The 14,840-nt window shown below is 68.5% G+C and carries 15 protein-coding genes; 6 read left to right on the top strand and 9 right to left on the bottom strand.

Translation table 11 applies throughout. The features are described from left to right. Positions 1–69 precede the first annotated feature (69 nt). The gene (locus RCO27_RS19110; protein WP_309004319.1) at positions 70–468 is read left to right on the top strand and encodes a PRC-barrel domain-containing protein; all 399 of its coding nucleotides are present in this window, start codon (positions 70–72) and stop codon (positions 466–468) included. 17 nt (positions 469–485) lie between these two features. Here the strand turns inward: RCO27_RS19110 and RCO27_RS19105 are convergent, their stop codons facing one another. Continuing rightward, the gene (locus RCO27_RS19105) at positions 486–944 is read right to left on the bottom strand and encodes an OsmC family protein (RefSeq protein ID WP_309004318.1); all 459 of its coding nucleotides are present in this window, start codon (positions 942–944) and stop codon (positions 486–488) included. A 62-nt stretch (positions 945–1,006) separates the two neighbouring features. Continuing rightward, positions 1,007–1,492: a polymer-forming cytoskeletal protein gene (locus RCO27_RS19100; protein WP_309004317.1), complete on the bottom strand. Its 486-nt coding sequence runs from the start codon at positions 1,490–1,492 to the stop codon at positions 1,007–1,009. A 1,080-nt stretch (positions 1,493–2,572) separates the two neighbouring features. On the opposite strand from RCO27_RS19100, the gene RCO27_RS19095 reads away from it, so the two are divergent. Further along, positions 2,573–3,229, top strand: a complete 657-nt coding sequence (locus RCO27_RS19095) for a c-type cytochrome (protein ID WP_309004316.1) — start codon at positions 2,573–2,575, stop codon at positions 3,227–3,229. A 79-nt stretch (positions 3,230–3,308) separates the two neighbouring features. Here RCO27_RS19095 and RCO27_RS19090 read toward each other — a convergent pair whose 3' ends face one another. From RCO27_RS19090 to RCO27_RS19080, 3 genes are read right to left on the bottom strand one after another with little or no spacing between them, the layout of a single operon-like run. Continuing rightward, positions 3,309–4,106: a hypothetical protein gene (locus tag RCO27_RS19090; RefSeq protein WP_309004315.1), complete on the bottom strand. Its 798-nt coding sequence runs from the start codon at positions 4,104–4,106 to the stop codon at positions 3,309–3,311. Positions 4,107–4,108: 2 nt separating this feature from the next. Then, on the bottom strand, positions 4,109–4,990 hold the full coding sequence (locus tag RCO27_RS19085) for an LOG family protein (RefSeq protein ID WP_309004314.1): 882 nt from the start codon (positions 4,988–4,990) through the stop codon (positions 4,109–4,111). 47 nt (positions 4,991–5,037) lie between these two features. Beyond that, a complete protein-coding gene (locus tag RCO27_RS19080) occupies positions 5,038–6,363 on the bottom strand; it encodes a protein-S-isoprenylcysteine methyltransferase (RefSeq protein WP_309004313.1) in 1,326 nt (441 codons plus the stop codon). 234 nt (positions 6,364–6,597) lie between these two features. Here RCO27_RS19080 and RCO27_RS19075 point away from each other — a divergent pair, with 234 nt between their 5' ends. The 3 genes from RCO27_RS19075 to pepN all read left to right on the top strand — a co-directional run bounded on the left by RCO27_RS19075 (position 6,598) and on the right by pepN (position 10,462). Then, on the top strand, positions 6,598–7,224 hold the full coding sequence (locus RCO27_RS19075) for a PilZ domain-containing protein (RefSeq protein WP_309004312.1): 627 nt from the start codon (positions 6,598–6,600) through the stop codon (positions 7,222–7,224). 72 nt (positions 7,225–7,296) lie between these two features. Then, positions 7,297–7,818 (top strand): hypothetical protein, encoded by a 522-nt coding sequence (locus RCO27_RS19070; protein WP_309004311.1) that lies wholly within the window; start codon positions 7,297–7,299, stop codon positions 7,816–7,818. A 61-nt stretch (positions 7,819–7,879) separates the two neighbouring features. Further along, the gene (gene pepN / locus RCO27_RS19065; protein ID WP_309004310.1) at positions 7,880–10,462 is read left to right on the top strand and encodes an aminopeptidase N; all 2,583 of its coding nucleotides are present in this window, start codon (positions 7,880–7,882) and stop codon (positions 10,460–10,462) included. A 111-nt stretch (positions 10,463–10,573) separates the two neighbouring features. On the opposite strand, the gene RCO27_RS19060 is transcribed toward pepN, so the two are convergent. The 4 genes from RCO27_RS19060 to RCO27_RS19045 are packed head-to-tail and all read right to left on the bottom strand — an operon-like array spanning position 10,574 to position 14,059. Beyond that, entirely contained in the window at positions 10,574–11,155 is a 582-nt protein-coding gene (locus tag RCO27_RS19060) for an ABC-type transport auxiliary lipoprotein family protein (protein ID WP_309004309.1), read from the bottom strand. 2 nt (positions 11,156–11,157) lie between these two features. Continuing rightward, positions 11,158–12,150, bottom strand: coding sequence for an MlaD family protein (locus tag RCO27_RS19055; RefSeq protein WP_309004308.1), 993 nt, complete (start codon positions 12,148–12,150; stop codon positions 11,158–11,160). After that, on the bottom strand, positions 12,150–12,959 hold the full coding sequence (locus tag RCO27_RS19050) for an ABC transporter ATP-binding protein (RefSeq protein WP_309004307.1): 810 nt from the start codon (positions 12,957–12,959) through the stop codon (positions 12,150–12,152). Before RCO27_RS19050 ends, RCO27_RS19055 begins: the two co-directional genes overlap by 1 nt. After that, positions 12,950–14,059 (bottom strand): ABC transporter permease, encoded by a 1,110-nt coding sequence (locus RCO27_RS19045; RefSeq protein ID WP_309004306.1) that lies wholly within the window; start codon positions 14,057–14,059, stop codon positions 12,950–12,952. Before RCO27_RS19045 ends, RCO27_RS19050 begins: the two co-directional genes overlap by 10 nt. An 80-nt stretch (positions 14,060–14,139) precedes the next feature. Between RCO27_RS19045 and RCO27_RS19040 the strand changes: the two genes are divergently transcribed. Further along, positions 14,140–14,832, top strand: a complete 693-nt coding sequence (locus tag RCO27_RS19040) for an HAD-IB family phosphatase (RefSeq protein ID WP_309004305.1) — start codon at positions 14,140–14,142, stop codon at positions 14,830–14,832. Positions 14,833–14,840: the final 8 nt, after the last annotated feature.

Raw genomic sequence — 14,840 nt, 5'->3', positions numbered from 1 at the left:
GAAAATCCGTGCCTTCGGACGGCATTCTTGCTATACTGGCGAACGCTGGGGGAACGAAGGAGACGGACCATGTCTCAACAGACGAACACCCTGCTCAATGAGACGGACGCGCTCGATCAGCGGCACGCGCTGGTCTCGTCCCGTCGGGTGGAAGGGACGCCGGTCTACAACCGCGCGGAGAAGCGGCTTGGCGCCATCCATTCCGTTATGATCGACAAGCAGAGCGGCAAGGTCGCCTATGCCGTCCTGTCGCTGCGCGGCCTGATCGGGCTCAGCGAGCGGGTGCATCCCTTGCCGTGGGAGATGCTCCATTATGACGTCGACCTCGACGCTTATGTGATCGACGTGACGCCGGAGCAATTCCAGCAGGCGCCGACGCTCCGGCTCGACCGCGCCGACCGGCCGCAGCCGCGCGACTATGAAGAAGTCGCCGGCTATTATGAGCGGCTGCCCTGGTGGGGCCTGTAGGGAGAGCCTGAAGCGGCTCAGTCCGCCGGCTCGATCACGATCTCGGTCTTGAGCGAGTTGGCGATGAAACATTGCACGTGCGCCTCGTGATGGAGGTGCGCCAGCTCTTCCGCCGTCGGCGCCCGCCCGACAAAGGCGATGCGCGGCCTCAGCGCGATCCGCGTGATGCCCATCCGCCCGGGCGCGACCCGGCTCATCGTCCCCTCGGCGGTGTCGCTGTAGCTTTCGACCTCGAATCCCGCCTGCTGGGCGACCCACAGGAAGGAGAGCATGTGGCAGGAGGACGCGGAGGCGACCAGCGCCTCTTCGGGATCGACCGCGGCCCGATCGGACATCGGGATGCGCACCACGTCCGGCGACGACGAGCCGGGGACGACCGCACCGCCGTCGAAGCGCCATTCATGGCGGCGGCTGTAGCGACCGCTGGCGAACTGGCCGTCCGACCGCCACTCAATCGTCGCGACATGCTTCGCCATTGCGTTCCTTTCACCTTTAAACACCATTCGGGCGAACGGAGTGGTGGCCTCCCTCCGGGTGTCTAGTCGACGACCAGCGCCGGCTTGTCGCCGCCCGGGAACATGTCGGTCGTCGAAGCCGCACCCTTCGGACGCGGCAGGTCCGTCGGCGTCGCGATCAGCATCGTCGATGCATCGCCCGCCAGGGCGGAGCGCCGGGCGAGACGGCCATCGATCTGCGCGCCGGCGGCGATGCTGATCGTCTCGTAGGTCACGTCGCCGGTCACCCGCCCGCTCGCCTCGATGATGAGCGTCTTGGCGTTGACCGTGCCTTCGACCAGGCCGGCGATTCGGGCCTCGTCGGCGACGATGTCGCCGGCGACGGTGCCGCTTGCGCCCTGGACGAGCTGGCCGCAGCGGACATGGCCGTCGATTCGCCCGTCGACATGGAGCTGTGAACCGGTCGTGAGATTGCCGTCGATCACCACTTCCGGGCCGATGAAGGACAGCCCGGTCTGCGAAGACTTGCCCGGCCGGACCGCCGGCACCGAATCCTTGCGTGAGAACATGTTGCCCCCTGTTCGTGCGCAGCGCGACTATCGCGCGCCAGGCGCACCGGATCAAGCGCGGGCGAATACGGTGAAACGGCGTAACCTGTTTGACAGCAATGGGGGCCGACGTCGCCGCCGGCCCCCACGGTCCCGTCGCGGGGGAAAACCAAGCCTGGGAGGCGAGGCAGTCCGCGCGGGCTGGTTCGAAAAACCGCGCCGGGCCGGGGGCCCGAACATCGGCTTTCAGGGGTCCTTCCGGGAGACCGGGCTCCCTTTCGGTTTTCCCTTCGGGCTCCCCGTCAGGGCCGAAGCCCTGGCGGTTCGCCGCTTGGCGGATGACCGGAAACCTGCGCTCCCGCTCTTCACTGCCGACCCCGCGCCGCCGCCGAAGCCTTGGTGCGGTTCCGACAGGCCCTCGGTCGAAACCTCGGGTCCGCCTGACAAGTCCCTCCGCCGAAGCCTCGGGTCCTGTCGCTTCGCAGCTCCCGGATTCTGAGGCCCGGTCCTGCCCGACATGTCCGGAACCGAAGTTCCTTTCATCCCGGTGACGGTGCGCGGACGTTGAAGTCCCGCCTTCCGCCGGGCTGGCCTCGATCCCGAAGGTTCGAGGGCCGGCCTGAAATCGGTTCCGTCCGCCCGAAGGCGTCCGGTTCCGATCGGGCGCTTCACGAAGCCTGCCGCCTTCGCATCCGCCAAAGGGCAAGCCCGCAGCTTCCGCCATGCGGCGGCTTCGTCAGCCGCCCCGCCTTCGTGGCCAGAACCTCCACGTCTGGTGGGACAGGAGGCCCGTTCACTCGGGCTGCAGCCTCGAAACGCTCCGAACCGTTGCCGGCGGATCGCCCTTGGCCACGACACGAAGCTGTCATGGAATCCGAGTCGCACCAAGCGGATTCGCGCTGTGGATAACGAGGATAACGGGCATAAGTGCACGCCGGCACGCACAGGTCGCCGCCCCTCTTGCCAGAGGCGAATCGGGCCGCGAAAGCGGTGGCGCCAAGCCCCGGCTTGCGGTGCGCGCAATCGCCGCATAAAGGGGCGCCATTGCTTGTTCGAGCGCGGCGGGGAGCACGCGCGTCTTCTGGAGGTCCAAAGAGGGGCATGAACGATCGTTTCAACACGATTGCGGGCTGGGCGCTGGGTGCCGGAATCGTCCTGCTGGGCGGCACCCTCGTGACCGGCGAGATCTTCAAGGCCGAACGCCCCGAGACGATGGGCTATCCGATTGCGGGCGTCGAGGAAGAAGGCGGCGAGGCCGGCGAGGCCGAGCAGCCGATCGCCCACTTCCTCCAGACCGCCGACGCGGCGCGCGGCGAGGCGGTGTTCCGCAAGTGCGCGGCCTGCCACAATACGAACCAGGGCGGCGCCAACGGCCTCGGTCCGAATCTCTTCGGCGTGATGGGCGAGGCGATCGCCAGCCCGAGCCGTGCCTTTGCCTTCTCCTCTGCGCTGACCGACCATGGCGGCACCTGGGACTGGGAGAATATGAGCGCGTGGCTGAAGTCGCCGCGCAACTTCGCCCAGGGCACCAAGATGACCTTCGCCGGCCTCTCCGACCCGCAGGACCGCGCCGACATCATGCTGTATCTCAACCAGCATGGCGGCCGGCTCACCATCCCGCCGCCTCCGGCCGCGGACGCCCCGGCGGAAGGCGGCGATGCCGCCGCACCGGCCGGCAACGCGGCCGCGCCCGCGGACAATGCGGCCGCCCCGGCCGCGGGCAACGCCGCCGAAGCCGCGCCGGGCAACGCGCAATGAGATCTAGGACCAATCGACATTCAGCATGAAACTCCCTCTCCCTCAAGGGAGAGGGTACAAAACTGAATGTCGATCCGTCCTAATCGCCGGCGAACTGGCTGAGGTCGATCGCCGCGACCGCTCCGGCCATGTCCGGATGCCTCCTGGCGAGCGCTTTGGCCGCGCGCTTGAGCTCGCCCTTCAGATAGGTCTTGAGATGGGGTGCCGCCGCCGTCGCATCGCGGCCGGCCAGCCGCTCGGCGATGACCAGCGCCGTCACCAGCGCACCCTCGCTCAGATAGCCCTGACCGCCAGACGACCAGCCCATCTCCCCGGCGCCGTGGAACTGCCTGAAGTTGCGGGCGCTGTTCGCGAGGAAGATGCCGAAGCCGAGATAGACCGCGGCGAGATCGGTGTGCAGTTCGTGCAGGTCCCAGCCGCCCGGCGGCGTGCCCTCGGCCGTCGCCATCAGATAGTGGCCGAGCTCGTGGGCGAAGGTCGCAATCATGGCGCCGGTGTCGTTCACCAGCCCCGGATTGTAGGTGATGACCGCGGGCCGTCCGGGCAGATCTTCCGCAATGTGGAACGTACCGCAGGGCGCAGGCGCGGCCGCGTGCCGAATCAGATGGGCATTGCCTGCATCGACCTCCCGGTCGCGGTCACCCTCGCGCAGGTCGCAGGGCCAGTCGGCCATGCCGGCCGCCGCGCGCACCTCCTCGAACAGGACCTCGACCCCGCGCCGCCCGGCCGACGGAAAGAAGGCCGGCGTCGCCGTGATCAACCCGTCCTGCGCGGGCGCGCCGAATTCGCGCAGCAGCCATTTGAAGGTCGCGAGCTGGAATTCGAGCTCTTCCCCGTCGATCGGCAGCTTCGGCCCGAACAGGGAGGAGAGCCCCATGGCTAGCAGCAGCCCAGATCCTCGGCCATCGCCGAATAATAATTGCAGACATGGCCCCAGGCCTCGTCCGCGGTCTCGCAGAAGGTGAAGAGGTCGAGGTCGGCCTGGGCGATCACGCCTTCGTCGACCAGCGCCTGGAAGTCGACCACCCGGTTCCAATAGTCGCGGCCGAAGAACAGGATCGGCATCGGCTTCACCTTGCCGGTCTGGACCAGGGTCAGCAGCTCGAACGCCTCGTCGAACGTCCCGAACCCGCCCGGGAACACCGCCACCGCGCGGGCGCGCAGCAGGAAGTGCATCTTCCTCAGCGCGAAATAATGGAAGCGGAAGGAGAGCTGCGGCGTCACATATTCGTTCGGCGCCTGCTCGTGCGGCAGGACGATGTTGAGGCCGATCGTCTCCTGCCCTTCGTCATGGGCGCCGCGATTGGCCGCCTCCATGATCGACGGGCCGCCGCCCGAGCAGACGACGAACTGGCGCCGCCCCTCCGCATCCGGCTTCACCCGGCTGACGATCCGCGCAAGCGTGCGGCACTCGTCGTAATAATGCGACTTGGCCTTGAGCCGCTCGGCGACGAGCTTCTGGTGCTCGGTGGACGCCGCGGCGATCAGCGCGTCGGCCTTGGACGGCTCGGGAATGCGTGCCGAACCATAGAAGACGAAGGTCGAGGCGATGTTCGCCTCCTCGAGCAGCAGCTCGGGCTTCAGCAGTTCGAGCTGGAAGCGCACCGGCCTCAGATCCTCGCGCAGCAGGAAGTCCATGTCCTGGAAGGCGAGACGGTAGGCCGGATCAACCGTCTGCGGGCTTACGGTCGCCTGCGCGGCGGTTTCGGCTTCTTCGCGCGCCGGGTGGAAGACGCGCTTCGGGGGGACGGGATCGCTCATCGCGGCGGTTTACGGCGCACGCCCGCTTCCCGCAATGCGCCCGGCGACTATTCCGCCGCGACCGGCGCCGGCGGCGCCCGGCGCGGCCTGAGGCGGCTGATCAGGCGCGGGATCGGGCCGTTGCGCGCCATCCATTCGGCATAGTCGCGATAGGCGGGATCGGCCATCAGGTGGCGCTCCTCGGTCCGCGCCCGCCAGTAATAGACGCCGCTCACCAGGCCGAGCACGACGGTGTTGCGGATCATGTCGACCGGATTGCCGCTGACGGCGAGGAACGGCAGCACCGCGAACCACCAGTAGAGGTTCTTGGACACATAGGCCGGATGCTTGGTCCAGGCATAGGGCCCGTGGGTCAGGATACCGCGATGAGTGAGGTTGGAGAAGCGCAGGCCGAACGCCACCGTCGCCCAGGCATAGACGGCGGTGAGGAAGACCAACCAGAGGCCCATCAGGGCGGTGGCCAGCGGATAGGCGGCCAGCCAGTGGGTCCAGCCGTCCGAGCCCGCCGTCCCCATATGATAGTCGAGCGGCCCGCCGGAGTTCATCATGATGAACGGCGGGTAGCAGATCAGCGCCGCCGTCCACCCCGCGGCATAGGGGTTGGCGCTGCGGATATGGGCGTCGAGCGGCTTCAGCGTCAGAACGTAGCCGACCGTGGCGAAGGTCACGTCGATCATGAACATGGCCGAGATCAGCCAGTGGGCGAGGTTGACCGGATTGGCCGCGATCCAGCCCGATTCCGCCGCGACCGCCTGCTGCCAGTTGCCCGGCACGATCGAGATCATGAAGGCGAGGAAGAAGCCCTTCACCGCCCAGGCGCGGAAGAAGTCGTGCAGCTCCTGCCGGTCGACGAGATCGACGCGCCCGATCAGCAGCTGGCCGAAATGCCAGGCGCCGTCCTTCGGCTCGGCGAGGCGGCGATCGAGCCAGATCACATAGGGGATCGAGAGGAGCGCCATCGGGATTGCCGCGACCCCGATCACCTGCATGGCGAAGAGATAGGCGCCGTCCCAATACCAGCGCGCGATGCAGTAGAGCGCGCCGATCACCCCCCAAATGCCCCAGAGCCCGGCGATCTTCACCAGGCTGACGTCGAGGCTTTCCTTCAGCGCTCGCGGGGCGCGCGCCCAGTCGATTCCGGTGCTGGGATTGCGGTGGACCTTGTCGACGAGGAGCGACCAGAGCACCATCGGCACGCCGCAGGCGAAGAGCGCGGTCAGCGCCGCCAGCGGCCCCTGCATCCCGTAAGCGCGCGCCACCGCCGTCCAGCCCGCCAGCCCGGCAAGCCCGGCAAGCCCCACGCCGGTGCTGACCGCGGATCGCGGCCGCGGATCATGGCGCGCCGCCGGCGCGGTCTCGGGTTGGGCAGTCATCGCCGGGCCGGCCTAGCGCAGCAGTGGTAAGCAAGCCGTGAAGATTGCAGCCGCCTGGAATGCCGCGCTTTCCCCGGTCGCCGCGATGCGGCGCCTCCAGGGAATGCGGTAAAAACGAGGGTATCGGTAAGGACTTCTTAAATATGTTTCCGGCCAAGGTGGGAGGAAGGGCGGAAGTGTGTCCGTGCAAGATGGGCAATCGCGCCCAGGGCGGGTCATCAGGTGGGTCATCAGATGCTGGCACAAGAAGAGATCGTGGAGACGAGCTTCTCCTTCTCGAACCAGGTTCCGTCGCCGCCCGAGCGGCGGCACGCGGAGCGCCATCTCAAGATCCTGCGCGTCGGCACGTTGATGGTCGACGGCCGCCGCGAGCTCTGCCTCATCCGCAACATCTCCGCCGGCGGCCTGATGGCCCATGTCTACAGCCAGGTCGCGATCGGCCAGGCAGTGACGGTCGAGCTCAAGACCAACCAGCAGGTCAGCGGCAAGATCGCCTGGGTGCGCGACTCCAATGCCGGTATCGCCTTCGACACCGAGGTCGACATCGAGGAGCTGCTCGCCAACCCGACCGTGCTCGACAATGGCTGGCGCACCCGCGCGCCGCGCATCGAGGTCGATCGCTCGGCGACGTTGCGCGCCGGCGCGCGGCTCTTCCGCGTCCAGACCCGCGACATCTCCCAGAGCGGCCTCAAGATCGAGACCGACGGCGCGTTCGAGGCCGGGGCGGCGGTGGTCGTGACGCTCGACGATTTCCGTCCGGTCCCGGGCGTGGTCCGGTGGCAGAGCGGGCGTGCGTGCGGCATCTCGTTCAATGACGTCATCCCGCTCCCTGAGCTGATCGCCTGGCTGAAGCGCCGCTGACCCAGGCGGAAACGGCTGGAAAAATCCGTCTCCGCAACGAATAGTCGGCGAATCCAGACAGGGAGTCGCCCCATGTTCCGATCCGGCTTCAAGATCGCTGCGGCCGTCCTGGCCCTGCCCCTCGCCGCCGCCGGCCTCGCCCAGACAACCCACGAGAACCGGCCCAACCAGAACTCCGCCGGGCAGATCGCGACCCAGCCCGCGCGCGATGTCGGAATCCAGCGGACCGAGGTCCCGCCCGTGCTCGAACGCGCGGCCGCCGATCCTTACGGGCTCGACGGCGCGAGGACCTGCGCACAGATCTCGGCGGCGATCATCGAGCTCAGCGGCGTGCTCGGCACGGATTTCGATATGCCGGCCGAAGCGCAGGGGAGCGAGGCCGGGCGGATCGCCGCCGCGGGCGGCCGAATGGTTGTCAATTCGGTCGTGCCGTTCCGCAGCCTGATCCGGGAATTGAGCGGCGCCGCCGATCAGCAGCGCCGGCTCGAGGCCGCGGTCGACGCCGGTATCGCCCGGCGCGGCTTCCTGCGCGGGCTGCACCGCAGCCGCGGCTGCCGCACCGGCCTGGCGGCGCCCGCGACCGCTGCCCGCTAGCCTGGCACCGTCTAACGGCCCTTCGATTGCGCCGGCGGGGCGGGCGGCCTAAGTTCGGCCCATGCCCGATGCCCTCTCCGCACCCGCCGCCCCGCACACGATTCGCCGCGAGGACTATCGTCCGCCCGACTGGCTGGTGCCGGAGATCGCGCTCGATTTCGATCTCGACCCCGAACGGACGGTGGTCCGCTCCCGTCTGACCGTCGCGCGGCAGGGCGACCACAATCTTCCGGTCCGGCTCGACGCCCAGGGCCTGCGCATCCTCCGCGTCGCCGTCGACGGCGCGCCGGTCAACTACTGGTTCGAGGAGGAGGTGCTGAAGGTGCCGGTCAACGGCGAAAGCGCGGTGATCGAGACCGAGGTCGAGATCAGCCCGCGCGCCAACACCCAGCTCATGGGTCTCTACGAGTCGGGCGGGATGCTGTGCACCCAGTGCGAGGCCGAAGGCTTCCGGCGGATCACGCCCTTCCCGGACCGGCCCGACGTGCTCAGCCGCTACCAGGTGAAGATGACCGCCGACAAGGCGCGCTTCCCGGTGCTGCTCGCCAACGGCGATCCTGTCGCTTCGGGGGAATCCGAGGGCGGACGGCACTGGGCCGAATGGCACGATCCCTTCCCCAAGCCCTGCTATCTGTTCGCCCTCGTCGCCGGCGATCTCGTTGCCAATCGCGACCGCTTCACCACCCGCTCCGGCCGCACCGTCGATCTCGGCATCTGGGTCCGCGATGGCGATCTCGAGCGGACCGACCATGCCATGGCCAGCCTCAAGGCGGCGATGAAGTGGGACGAGGAGGTGTTCGGCCGCGAATATGATCTCGACGTGTTCAACATCGTCGCGGTCGCCGACTTCAATTTCGGCGCGATGGAGAACAAGGGCCTCAACGTCTTCAACTCGCGCTACATCCTGGCCGATCCGGACACCGCGACCGACCAGGATTATGACGGCATCGCCGGCGTGGTCGCGCACGAATATTTCCACAACTGGTCGGGCAACCGCGTCACCTGCCGCGACTGGTTCCAGCTTAGCCTGAAAGAGGGCTTCACCGTCTTCCGCGACCAGCAGTTCAGCGCCGACATGGGCAGCCGCGCGGTCAAGCGGATCGAGGACGTGCGGATGCTGCGTGCCGCCCAGTTCCCGGAGGATGCCGGTCCGCTCGCCCATCCGGTGCGGCCCGATTCCTATATCGAAATCTCGAACTTCTACACCGCGACCGTCTACAACAAGGGCGCCGAGCTCATCCGGATGATGCACACCATCCTCGGCCCCGAGAAGTTCCGTGCCGGCTGCGACCTCTATTTCGACCGGCATGACGGCCAGGCGGTGACCTGCGAGGATTTCGTCAAGGCGATGGAGGACGCGTCCGGCGTCGATCTCACCCATTTCCGAGCCTGGTACAGCCAGGCCGGCACGCCCAAGGTGAAGGCGCGCCTCGCCAATGGCGGCGACGGCCTGACGTTGCACCTCGAGCAGGAAGTGCCGGCGACGCCGGGCCAGCCGGCCAAGCGGCCGATGCCGATCCCGCTCAAGGTCGCGCTGATGGACGGCGACACCGGCAAGGCCGTCGACGAACGCCTGATCATCTTCGAGGATGCCAGCGCCGAGGTGGCGCTGGACGGGGCGCCGGCCAGGCCGGTGCTGTCGATCAACCGCGACTTCTCCGCGCCGATCGTGCTGGAGACCGACCGCAGCGCCGCCGATCTCGCCTTCCTCTCGGGTTGCGACAATGATCCCTTCGCGCGCTACGAGGCGATGCAGCAGCTGATGCTCGACACGCTGATCGCATCGGTGAGCTCAGGCGCGGGCGACCACGGCCCGGTGATCGAGGCGGTGCGCCGCACCCTCACCAACGAGACGCTGGAAGCCGCCTTCATCGCCGAGGCGGTGCTGCTGCCGAGCGAATCCTTCATCGGCGACCGGATGGCGCAGGTCGACCCGGAGGCGATCAACCGCGCCCGCGAGGCGCTGCGCGCCGATCTCGGCACCGAGCTGGACGATCTGTGGCGCGGCGCCTATGCGGCGAGCACGGCCAATCGGTACGAATACAACCCCGCCGCCAAGGGCGCGCGGCGGCTGCGCACCATCTCGTTGGGCTACATCACCGCCGCCGGCGCGGACGACGCGGCGGAGCTCGCCATGCGCCAGTTCGACGAGGCCGACAATATGAGCGACCGTCAGGGCGCGATGGGCGTGCTCGTCAACGGCGTTTCGGCCGAGCGCGATGCCGCGCTGGCGGCCTTCTACGATCGCTACAAGGGCAATGCGCTGGTGATCGACAAATGGTTCACCGTGCAGGCGCTCTCCACGCGCGACGATGCTCCGGCCGAGGTCGAGGCGCTGGCGAACCACCCCGATTTCACCCTCGCCAATCCCAATCGCCTGCGGGCGCTGGTCGGCGCCTTCTCGGTCAACCAGCGCGCCTTCCACGACGTCAGCGGTCGCGGCTACAGGTTCCTCGCCGACATGATCCTGGCCGAGGACAAGCTCAACCCGCAGACCGCGGCCAAGCTGGTCCCGCCGCTCGGCCGCTGGCGCCGCTTCGACCACGGTCGCGCCGGGCTGATGAAGGCCGAACTGGAACGGATCGTCGCGACGCCGGGCCTCAGCAAGGACGTGTTCGAACAGGCGAGCAAGAGCCTGGCCTGACCGTCATCCCGGCGCAGGCCGGGATCTCAGGACGGACGAACGCCGGGTTCTTCACCCGACGAGACCCCGGCTTGCGCCGGGGTGACGAAAAGGGAACAGGGTGATGGGAGGCTATTGCCCCACCCAGGCCGCGACCTGCTCGGCGACCTGGTTCGCCGCCTGGTTGAGCGCCGGCGCCACCGCCTCGGCGGTTGCCTCCGAGACCTGGACCCGCGCCTCGAAGCGGTTCGTCCTGACACCCCCGCCCTGCTGAGCGATCGCGGCGTCGTAGATCGCGACCGCCTCCATTGCCGCGGGATCGAGGCCGAACTTCACGAGATTGCCGGTGACGCGCGTGCCGGGATCGTGGCTGTACTGACCGGGATCGAGCACGACGCGGCCGGTGCGCACCGCGATCGTCTCGCCGAGCAGCCGCGCGAACAGTGGCCCCGGATACTCCACCCAGGCGGCGCCGGTCAGGTACTGGATGGTCGTCTCGTTGACATAGACCGGCACGCGGTTGGTCCGCAGCGCCTGCGGCACGCTCGGCTCGGCGACGGTGACCGCAGCGCCCTGGCCGGCGGTGCGCGGACTTGCCGGCGGCCGGCTCTCCGCCGCGGTCAGGGTCAGGAGCTGGTCGGGCCCGCCCCCGCCGCCGAAGCAGCCGGCGAGGGGGAGCAGGAGGAGGGCGGCCGCGAGGGGCTTCAGGCGCATGGTCAGTTTCCTCTTCCGGGCCGGTAGTCGGGCAGGCGCTGGCCGCCGATCACGCCGCCGACGCCCTGCTGGTTGAGGCGGTCGGTGATGTCGCGCAGCGACTGCGAGGTGGCGCGCAGGTCGCGGATCAGCTGGCCGACCTCGGGCAGGGTCTGGGTCGAGAAGTTCTGGATCCCCGGCCGCGCCTCGCCGATCGCCGACTGGAGCTGCTGCATGCTCTGGTCGGCCGATTGCAGCGTCCGCCTGAGGTCGGTCACCAGCGGCCGTCCATCCTCGTTGACCAGGGTGTTGGCGGATTCGGCGAGCTGGCCGAACTGCTCTGCCGCGCGGCCCGCCTGCTGGATCGCGACCCGTGCTTCGGCGAGCGTTGCGGCGATCTCCGGCGAACGCTCGTCCAACGAACGGGTGATGCCTTCGACATTGTCGAGGATCGCCGCGAAGCTCTCCTGGTTGCGGTCGGAGAGCAGCTCGGTCAGCCGCTCGGTGAGCGTGCTCACCCGCTCGAGCAGCTCCGGCGCGGTGTTGAGCAGCTGGCCGAGCGCGCCCGGCCGGGTCGGGATCACCGGAAAGCCGTAGGGGCATTCGGACTCGGGATTCTGCTCCGGGCAACGGATCTCGGCCGGCTGCCCCCGTTGGCCCGCCTGCTGCTCGGGCGGATCGAGCTGGATCTGCGAGACGCCGGTGAAGCCGACGCCGCGGATCGTCGCGGTCGTGCCCTGCAGCACCGGCGTGGTGTCGCTCACCCGGATGCGCACCCGGATGAACTGCGGACTGTTCGGCTCGAGGTTGATCGATTCGATCTGGCCGACCGGCACGCCGCGGAAGGTGACGCCCGAGCCGTTGGCGAGCCCCTCGACCGACTGCTGGAAGAAGACGTCATAGACCTTCTGCCCGCCCTCGCCGAGCGAGCTCAGCCAGACGATGAACACCACGAGCGCCGCGATCAGTCCGAGGACCACGCTGCCGACGAGGATCTGGTTCGAACGTGTCTCCATCAGGCTCCCGCCTCTTGTTCCTCATGCGCTCCCGCGGCGGCGGCGCGCCCCCGCGGTCCGCGGAAATATTCCTGAATCCATTCGTGATCCAAAGCCAATAATTCCGGAATCGTTCCAACCGCGACCACCTTGCGGTCGGCGAGCACCGCCACCCGGTCGCAGATCGCGTAGAGCGTGTCGAGATCGTGGGTGATCAGGAAGACGGTGAGGCCGAGCGCGTGGGAAAGCTCGCCGATCAGCTCGTCGAACGCCGCCGCGCCGATCGGATCGAGGCCCGCGGTCGGCTCGTCGAGGAACAAAAGCTCCGGATCGAGCGCCAGCGCGCGGGCGATGCCGGCGCGCTTGCGCATGCCGCCGGACAGCTCCGACGGGTAGCGTGTGGCCGCCAGTGGCGGTAGGCCGGTCATTGAGATCTTGTAGGCGGCGATCTCGTCGAGCAGCTGCCGGTCGAGCCCCGAGAAGAACTCCTTGATCGGCACCTGGACGTTCTCGGCGACGGTCAGCGTCGAGAACAGCGCGCCGCCCTGGAACAGCACGCCCCAGCGCCGGCGGATATGCTTGGCCTCCTCCTCGTCGCGGCCGACCATCTGCTCGCCGAACACCTGGATCTCGCCCTCGGCCGGCGTCTGCAGGCCGATGATCGAGCGCATCAGCACCGACTTGCCGGTGCCCGAGCCGCCGACCACGCCGAGAATCTCGCCGCGCCGCACGTCGAGGTCGAGCCCCTCGTGCACGACCTGCTCGCCGAACACGTTCTTGAGGCCGCGCACCTCGATGACCGGATCGCCCTTCGCCAAGATCAGACCCACCCGATCTCGGTGAAGAAGACGGCGAAGAAGGCGTCGAGCACGATCACCAGGAAGATGCCCTGGACGACCGCGGCGGTGGTGCGCATGCCCACCTCCTCGGCATCGCCGCGCACCTGCAGGCCCTGATAGCAGCCGGCCATGGCGATGATCATGCCGAACACCGGCGCCTTGATCAGCCCCGACCACAGATCGGTCATCGGCACGACCTCGCGGATGCGCTGGACATAGGTGATCGGCGGAATGTCGAGCGAGATCCAGCACAGCAGGCCGCCGCCGATCAGCGCGACGATCGACGCGTAGAAGCCGAGCAGCGGCATCAGCAGCACCGTCGACAGCACCCGCGGCAGCACCAGCGCCTCCATCGGCGAGACGCCGATCGTGCGCATCGCGTCGACCTCCTCGGCCAGCTTCATCGAGCCCAGCTGCGCGGCAAAGGCGCTGCCCGATCGGCCGGCGACCATGATCGCGGTCATCAGGATGCCGAGCTCGCGGAAGGTGAGGCGGCCGATCAGGTTGATCGTGTAGACCTCGGCGCCGAACTGGCGGAGCTGCACCGCGCCCTGCTGGGCGATGACGACCCCGACCAGGAAGCTCATCAGCCCGATGATCGCGAGCGCGCGCACGCCGACCATGTCGAAGCTGGTCACCACCGCGTTGAACCGGAACCGCCGCGGATGGCGGATCAGGTGCCATGCCGACATGCAGAGCGATCCGAAGAAGCCGATCAGGCCGAGCATCGTCGACATGGCGGTCTTCGTCGCCTCGCCGACCTCGGCGACGAGCCGCAGCATCGGCTGCTCGTGCTCGGCGCGCACCTGCATCGGCGTGTCCGCCTTGGCGACCTGGTCGAGCAGGAGCTGCTGCTCCGCGCTCGCCCCGATCACCCGCGCGCCATGGTCGCGCTGCAGCTTGTGGATCAGCCAGGCGCCGACCGTGTCCATCCGCTCGACGTCGGAAATGTCGACGTCGAGCGCCTCGTCCTGGACCTGTTTCAGCTCCTCGCTGACCTTGCGGACCCGGAGCAGCGTCAGGTTGCCAGCGAAGCGCAGCACCCGGCGGCGGCCCCCCGCGTCATGGCTGATGTCCGCAGTCTCGCTCATCGGCGGGAGACTGCTTTAATTCCCGGGAGGCGGCAAGCAACCATGGACAGTCGTTACGCTTTTATGCTGACGGGAGTTCCATGACGACGACGCTCGCCATCTACGACATGGACAAGACGGTGACGCGCCGGCCGACCTTCGGCCTGTTCCTCGCCCATGCCGTCCGCCAGCTGTCGCCCTGGCGCCTTGTCTTCCTGCCGGTGGTCGGCCTCACCCTCATCCCCTATGCGCTGAAGCTGGTCGACCGCGGCCGGCTGAAGGAATGGAACTACCGCCTGCTCGTCGGCCGCCCGACGCCGCAGCAGCTCGAGCCGGTGGTCCGCAGCTTCGCCGACCGGCAGGTCGAGACCAACATCCTCGCCGGCGCGCGCACCCGCATCGCCGAGGACAAGGCGGCCGGCCGCCGTCTCGTCCTGGCCACCGCCTCCTACCGCCTCTACGCCGCCGCGATCGCCGAGCGACTCGGCTTCGACGACGTCATCGCCACCGACACGCTCCCCGACCGCAAGGGCCGGATCGTGGCGAAGATCGACGGCGCCAATTGCTACGGGCTCGGCAAGCTCGACATGATCGAGGCCTGGCTCCAGCGCGAGGGGCTGGAGCGCCAGGCGGTCCACATCCGCTTCTATTCCGATCATGTCTCGGACGCGCCGGTCCACGCCTGGTCCGACGAGGCCTTCGCCACCAACCCCCACGACCGCCTCGTCCGCGTCGCCACCGACGCGGGGTGGGAGGTGCTGGACTGGCGGGACCGGAAACGGGCGGGGCCGTAGCCGCAGCC

This window comes from Sphingosinicella sp. LHD-64, from assembly GCF_031157375.1.
Taxonomy (GTDB): Bacteria; Pseudomonadota; Alphaproteobacteria; order Sphingomonadales; family Sphingomonadaceae; genus Allosphingosinicella.
This window is presented reverse-complemented; position numbering and strand designations above follow the sequence as displayed.